This is a genomic window from Micromonospora sp. A200 (genome assembly GCF_029893845.1).
In the GTDB taxonomy this organism is placed as follows: domain Bacteria; phylum Actinomycetota; class Actinomycetes; order Mycobacteriales; family Micromonosporaceae; genus Micromonospora; species Micromonospora purpureochromogenes.
In genome coordinates, this window is record NZ_JARXXY010000007.1 from 225,146 (window position 1) to 231,305 (window position 6,160).

A 6,160-nucleotide genomic window follows, 5' to 3' on the forward strand; every position below is an offset into this window, starting at 1 on the left:
CTTTCCGAATCCCCTACCAGCCCCTACCGGTGCCGATCGGGGCCGGTGGCTCAGCTCGCCGCCGCCCGCGCCAGCCGGCCGCGGTCGATCTTCCGGTTGGAGTTCAGCGGGAACTCGTCGAGGTGGGTGTACCGGCGGGGCAGCATCCCCTTCGGCAGGATCTCGGCGAGCTGCTTGGCAAGCTGGGCGGCGGGCACCGGCTCGCCGGTGTAGTAGACGACGATCTCCACCAGCCCGTCGACGGTCCGGGTGACCGCCACCGCGTCCCGTACGCCGGGGCAGCCGGCGAGCGCGTGCTCGATCTCGGCCAGCTCGATCCGCCAGCCGTTGACCTGCACCTGCGCGTCCCACCGGCCCAGGTAGATCAGTTCCCCATTGGCCAGCCGGCGCACCCGGTCGCCGGTGCGGTACCAGCGGCGCCCGTCGTGGTCGAGGAACCGTCCCTCGTCGTCGGCCGGGTCGAGGTAGCCGGGGGTCATCTGCGGGCCGGTGACGCAGAGCTCACCCTCGTGGTCGGACAGTTCCCCGTCGGGGGTCCGCAGCAGGGCCTCGTGCCCCTCGTGCAGGTGCCCGATCGGCACCAGCCCGTTGACGCAGAGCCCCGGCGAGGTCTCCGGCGACCAGCGGTGGCCGGTGACGGTGAGGGTCAGCTCGGTGGGGCCGTAGATGTTGGCCACCGTGGACCGGTCGGCGGCGGCCTGCCAGTCGGCCACGTCCGCCGCGCGCAGCGCCTCTCCCGCGAACAGACTCCAGCGCAGCCCCGGCATGCCGCCGGGGCGCAGGCCACCCAGCCGGCGGATCAGGGTGATCGCGCTCGGCGCGGAGAACCAGACGGTCACCGCGCGCTCGGCGAGGAAGCCGGGCAGGTCCCGGTAGGCCTGCGCGGGCACCGGCTGCACGGCCGCCCCGGCTCCCCAGGCGCAGAACATGTCGAACGCCGCGCAGTCGAAGTTCAGGTCGAAGGTCTGCGAGAAGACGTCCGTGGTGTCGAAGTCGTAGTGCCGGTCCACCAGCCGGAAGTAGTGATCGGTCATGCCGTAGCTGATCGGCACGCCCTTGGGCCGGCCGGTGGAGCCGGAGGTGAACAACACGTAGGCCACCTGCGACGCGGTGACCGGCAGCGGCGCGTCGAGGAGCCGGTCGCCCAGCGGGATGCGCGTCGTGCCGGGCACCGCGTCGGCGTCCAGCCCGGGCGCGAGCACCGGCAGCTCCAGCCCGGCGCCGGCCAGCTCGCCGAGGGTGGCCAGGCCGGCCTCGTCGGCCACCACGGCGGTCGCGCCGGAGACCTCCAGCATCCGCCGGGTCCGCGACACCGGGAAGCCGGCGTGCAACGGTACGACCGTGGCGCCGGCGTACAGCACGGCCAGGATCCCCGCGTACGCCTCGACGCTCTTGCCGGTGAGCACCGCGACCGCCTCCGGCGGCTGGTCCCCGGCGGCGCGCAGGGCCCCGGCCCGGGCCAGCGCCAGCTCGTGCAGTTCCTCGTAGCTCACGGCGCGGGATCCGACCCGCAGGGCCGTGCCGGTGGGGTTGGCCGCCAGGCCACGAAGGAAACGCGCCGACAGGGCGGGACCGTCCACGTCTACCATCCGGTGCTCCAACAGTAAGGGGCGACAGGGGTTGTCGGCCGCACGGGCAGGTACTTGTATCGAGGTCACCGCCGACACCGGTTCCGACAGATTCGGAGTGACCCATGCTGGACGAACGGTTCGAGGGGATCCTGCGGGGTTACCTGGCCTTCCTGTCGCCAACCGACACCCTCAACGAGGACACCCCGCTGCGCGACTTCGGCCTGGACTCGATGGCCACGGTGGAGCTGATCTCCGACCTGGAGTCGACGTACCGGGTGCGGTTCGTCGACGACCTGTTGAGCCTGGAGAACTTCGCCACCCCGGGCACGATCTGGGCGAGCCTCACCGCGTTGGGCGTCACGGGCCAGGTGACCGAGGCCCGGGTCGGCCACTGACCCGTGCCGCCCGTGTGAGGCAATGCTGGTGCAGGCCCGTACCCGCGGAAACCCCTAGCGACCCCTGACGTGCGCGGCCGCCGGCCGGCCTTCCGGCCGCCGGTCTCCGCGGACCCGGTGTACCTACGACGGCGTCCCGACCGGTCCGGTCGGGACGCCGTCGTGCGTCCGGACAGCCAGGCGCCCACCCGGAGCACGGTCCCGGTTGCTCCAGGCGGGCGCGGTCGGATCAGCCGGCCAGTTCCTCCCAGTCCTGCCCGGCGTGGAGCAGCCCGGTGGCCCCCTCGCCACGGGACTCCGAGAGCCGCTTGCGCAGCTCGTGCTCGGCCGGCAGGTCGGTGCGCCGGGTGATGCCGAGCTTGCGGTAGACCCGCGTCAGGTGCTGCTCGACGGTGCTGACGGTGATGTACAACGTCTGACTGATCTCCCGGTTGGTGTGCCCCAGCGCGGCCAGCTTCGCCACCCGCCGCTCGGCCTCGCTGAGCACGTGCCGGCCCTCCTTCTCCCGGTCGTGCCAGCGGCCCACCAGCGCGGGCGGCTCGACCGGTCGGTCCCCGCCGGCGGGGACGGCCGGCCCGGTCGTACCCGCCTGGGCCACCTGCGCGGCCCGCCGGGCCAGCACCCGGGCCCGGTCGAACTCGCCGAGCTGCTGCCGGACGACGCTGAACGCGGTCAGCGCCTTGGACAGCTCCAGCCGGTCGTCGGCCGCCTGGAGGCACTCCACGCTCTGCCGCAGCAGCGTCGGACGCTGCGCCGGCTCGCTGGCGGCGGCGAGCACCCGCAGCGAGATGCCCCGCACCCGGACGTCGGCCGCGCGCGCCCGCTCCAATTGCTGGGTGAGCAGGTCCCGGGCCTCGACGGAGCGGCCCAGCCGGAGGTTCACCTCGGCCAGGTCGCTGCGCCACGGGATCAGCGCCGGCACGTCCACGTCCCATTCGCGCATCAGCCGGCCGCACAGCTGGAAGTCCCGTCCGGCGGCCAGCACCCGGTCGGTGGCCAGGTGGAACTGCCCCCGCGCCCGCAGGTACGGCAGGCTGAAGACGGTGCCGAACATCGAGTCGGGCACCGGCGCCTGGAGCACCTCGGCCGCCTCCCGGAGCTCGCCCCGGGCCGTGCGCGCGACGATCAGGGTGGCGCGCGGCTGACCGATCAGGACCCCCCAGCCCTTCTCCGGCAGCAGGGCCAGCGCCTGCTCGGCGTGCCGGATCGCGTTGACCAGGTCGCCGCGCCGGTAGGCGATGCTGCCGGCCAGCGAGGAGAGCACCGCCTGCCAGGTGACCTCGCCGCGCTCCGCGGCCTGCCGCATCAGCCGCTCGCACCAGGTGCGGGCCAGCTCCGGCTTGTTGCCGCGCTGCACCGCGAGCACCGCCGCGGCCACCACCTCCAGCGGGGTCTCACCGATCTGGCAGCTGCGCAGGATCTGCTCGGCACTGGTGGTGGCGGCCTCCCCGCCGCCCCGGCCCCAGAGCGAGGTGAGTCGGTGCGCCGCGTCCGCCCAGAGGTCCCTCGGGTGGGTGGTGCCGGTGGACCCGAACTCGGACAGCCGCCCCCGAGCCGGACCGAGGAACCAGTGGAAGCTGACGGCCAGCTCGGCCGCCGTCTGCGCGTCGATCGGATCGGCGGACGCGCCGAGCGCTGTGGCGGCCCGGGCCGCCGCGTCCTCGTCGCCGTTCCACAGGCTGTAGCGGATCACCGCCGCCGCGTCCGGCCCGTGCAGTTCCCCGTCCTGCACCGCGCCCTGCAGGCAGGGCAGGTACGCCAGCGTGGCCGCCGGGTTCCGTCGCCAGAGCGCGCCGGTGAGCGCGTGCATGATGGCGATCCGTTCCTTGCGGTCGGTGCAGCCGGAGAGCGCGAGCTCCAGGCAGCGCACCGCCAGGTCCGGGTCGTCCGCGGCCAGCGCCTGGTCCGCCGCGGTACGCAGCACCCCGACCGCCCAGTCGGCGGGCACCTGCTCGGCGTTGAGCAGGTGCCGCCCGACCTCGGCCGCCGGCGCGCCCTGCTGGTGGAGCAGGTCGGCGGCACGGACGTGGACGGCGGACCGTTCCGCCGGGGTCATGCTCTCCAGCACCGTGGTGGCGCCGAGCGGATGGCGCATGCGGCAGTCCCGCAGTACGCCCGCCTCGGTCAGTATTCCGACGATCTCCTCGGCGGTCTCATTCCGCATTCCGAGAAGACGGCCGATCAGGGCCGGATCCGAACGCTCGTTCAGTACGGCGGCCGCGGCGGCCACGTCCAGCAGCTGCGCGTCCCACCGGTGCAGGCCGGCCAGCACGGCGTGGGCATATCCGTCACCGACGACGGGCGTGGCCCCGTCCCCGATCCCGGCGTCCGACGCATTGTCGTCGAGCAGCGCATGGACCAACAGCCGATTACCGTTTGTCAGATCGTGGTATTCCTGGGCCACGGACTCGGGTGCCGTCTTTCCCCTTTTCTCGGTGAGCAGATCGGCGATGTCCGGCACCGTCAACGCCGACAACCTGATGCTCTCGTGCGGCTGCCGGGTCAGTTCCGTGTAGAAAAGCGGCAGGCTCGGCCGGCGTCGGTGCCACTTGCCCAGGACGAGCAGCATTCGGGCCGCATCCATCCGTCGCTGCAGAGACAACAACAGCCGCAGCGAGGCGGAATCGGCGAACTGCAGATCGTCGATCACGATCACGAGGGTGCGCTCGCGGGCCAGGCCCAGCAGCACTCCGCAGAACTCACGCATCCAGCCCGACCGAGCATCCGGCTCCGCCAGCGGGTCGGGCCATCCCCCGTCCTGGTCGGCCGCATCGGCCGAACCGATGAGCCGGGCGGCCCGTTCGGGCAGCGCGTCCACCAGGTCGGCACTGCGGAACAACTGATCGACCACTCCGAGCGGCACCGACTGCTCCGCCCGTGATGCCGTACCACTGAGAAGTAACGCCCCCGTCTCCACCGCGTAACGCGAAAATTGATGGAGCAGATATGTTTTACCGCTGGCGAGTCCCCCCTCGACGAGCGCCAGTCGACCGCTTGAGCCGTCGCATTGGCGAAGGAGCCCTTGCAACAGCGACAGGGCCCCCTCATATCCCATGGTCGCCACGTTTGCATACCCCTAAGTAGCGTAGTAGTCGAAACGCTCCAGCACTGGTAGCCACGTTGCGGCGTATCATATCCACAGATCGACGGTGATGCCAGTCCGCCCTCTTTAGTACAGATCGGGCACAAGGCCCTGGTCAGGCGGTTCTGTCGGCGATCTGATCCGGGCGAATTGCAGAATGTCCAGTTCGCCGGTGTATCCCATTTTTAATGCGACTGATCACGCCGCCACTAATCAATCCGAACGATGTGAGCGATCTTCAAATATCACGAACCGTTACTTGATTCGGCAACTTATTGTTCACTTTTCGGTGATCGGCGACGGCGGGATCCCGGCATTCACGCAGGTCCGGTCCGCTCCTGGTGGGCCGCATCCGTCAGGCGCTCACACCCGCCGCCGGCCCGTCGTCACCCGGCAGCGGTGGTGTGACCTGGCCGTGACCTGACCCGACCGGGCGGGACGCCTCGACGACCCGGACGAGAGGGCTTCCCCGCGCCGGCCGTCCGGCCAGTACTCGCCGCCGAACAGCGATCCGAGACGCGACGTCGGGACGACCCGCCGGTCCGTCCTCACCCTCGTGTGGGCCCGTCGACCTGGCCGATTCCCGACAGGCGGCCCGGCCCACATTTCCGCAGATCCGGGCGCGTCCGGGACTCCGGCGGCGGCCCGATCCCCGTTGCGTCACGTCGATCCGATGATGCCCTGGGACGCTGCGCGCTGGACGGCGGGCGACGAGCGCCGGACAGCCGGCGACTCCCGGGCGATCGACCGGACGGGGCGGCGCGGACAGGAGCTCCCCGCTTTGCGGCACGTCGCGCTGTCCACACCGGCCGTCACCGCAACACACCGCAAACCGCGTCCCACCAGGAGGCAGCGCCCGACACCCGACGGGGCGAACTAGACGAGACGTCCCCGCTTTGCGGCATGTCGCGCTGTCCAGGCCAGCCGTCACCGCGACACACCGCAAACCGTGCCGCACCAGCCACGGCGCGACGACAGCGGCGTGGGCCCGGCGGCAGGGACGACAGCGGCGTGGGCCCGGCGGCAGGGACGGCCTCGGGAAGCCGCCGTACGGCCGGTTCAGCACGTTGACCCGGATCTCCTCCTTGACCACGTCGACCTGGTTGCGCAGG

At 71.9% G+C, this 6,160-nt stretch carries 3 protein-coding genes; 1 reads left to right on the forward strand and 2 read right to left on the reverse strand.

Annotated features, from left to right (window positions below):
- Window positions 1–50: 50 nt before the first annotated feature.
- Window positions 51–1,589: an AMP-binding protein gene (locus M2302_RS09585; RefSeq protein ID WP_280837546.1), complete on the reverse strand. Its 1,539-nt coding sequence runs from the start codon at window positions 1,587–1,589 to the stop codon at window positions 51–53.
- Window positions 1,590–1,693: 104 nt separating this feature from the next.
- Between M2302_RS09585 and M2302_RS09590 the strand changes: the two genes are divergently transcribed.
- Window positions 1,694–1,966: an acyl carrier protein gene (locus M2302_RS09590; RefSeq protein WP_280837547.1), complete on the forward strand. Its 273-nt coding sequence runs from the start codon at window positions 1,694–1,696 to the stop codon at window positions 1,964–1,966.
- A 229-nt stretch (window positions 1,967–2,195) separates the two neighbouring features.
- Here the strand turns inward: M2302_RS09590 and M2302_RS09595 are convergent, their stop codons facing one another.
- A complete protein-coding gene (locus tag M2302_RS09595) occupies window positions 2,196–5,021 on the reverse strand; it encodes a LuxR family transcriptional regulator (RefSeq protein ID WP_280837548.1) in 2,826 nt (941 codons plus the stop codon).
- Window positions 5,022–6,160 lie beyond the last annotated feature (1,139 nt).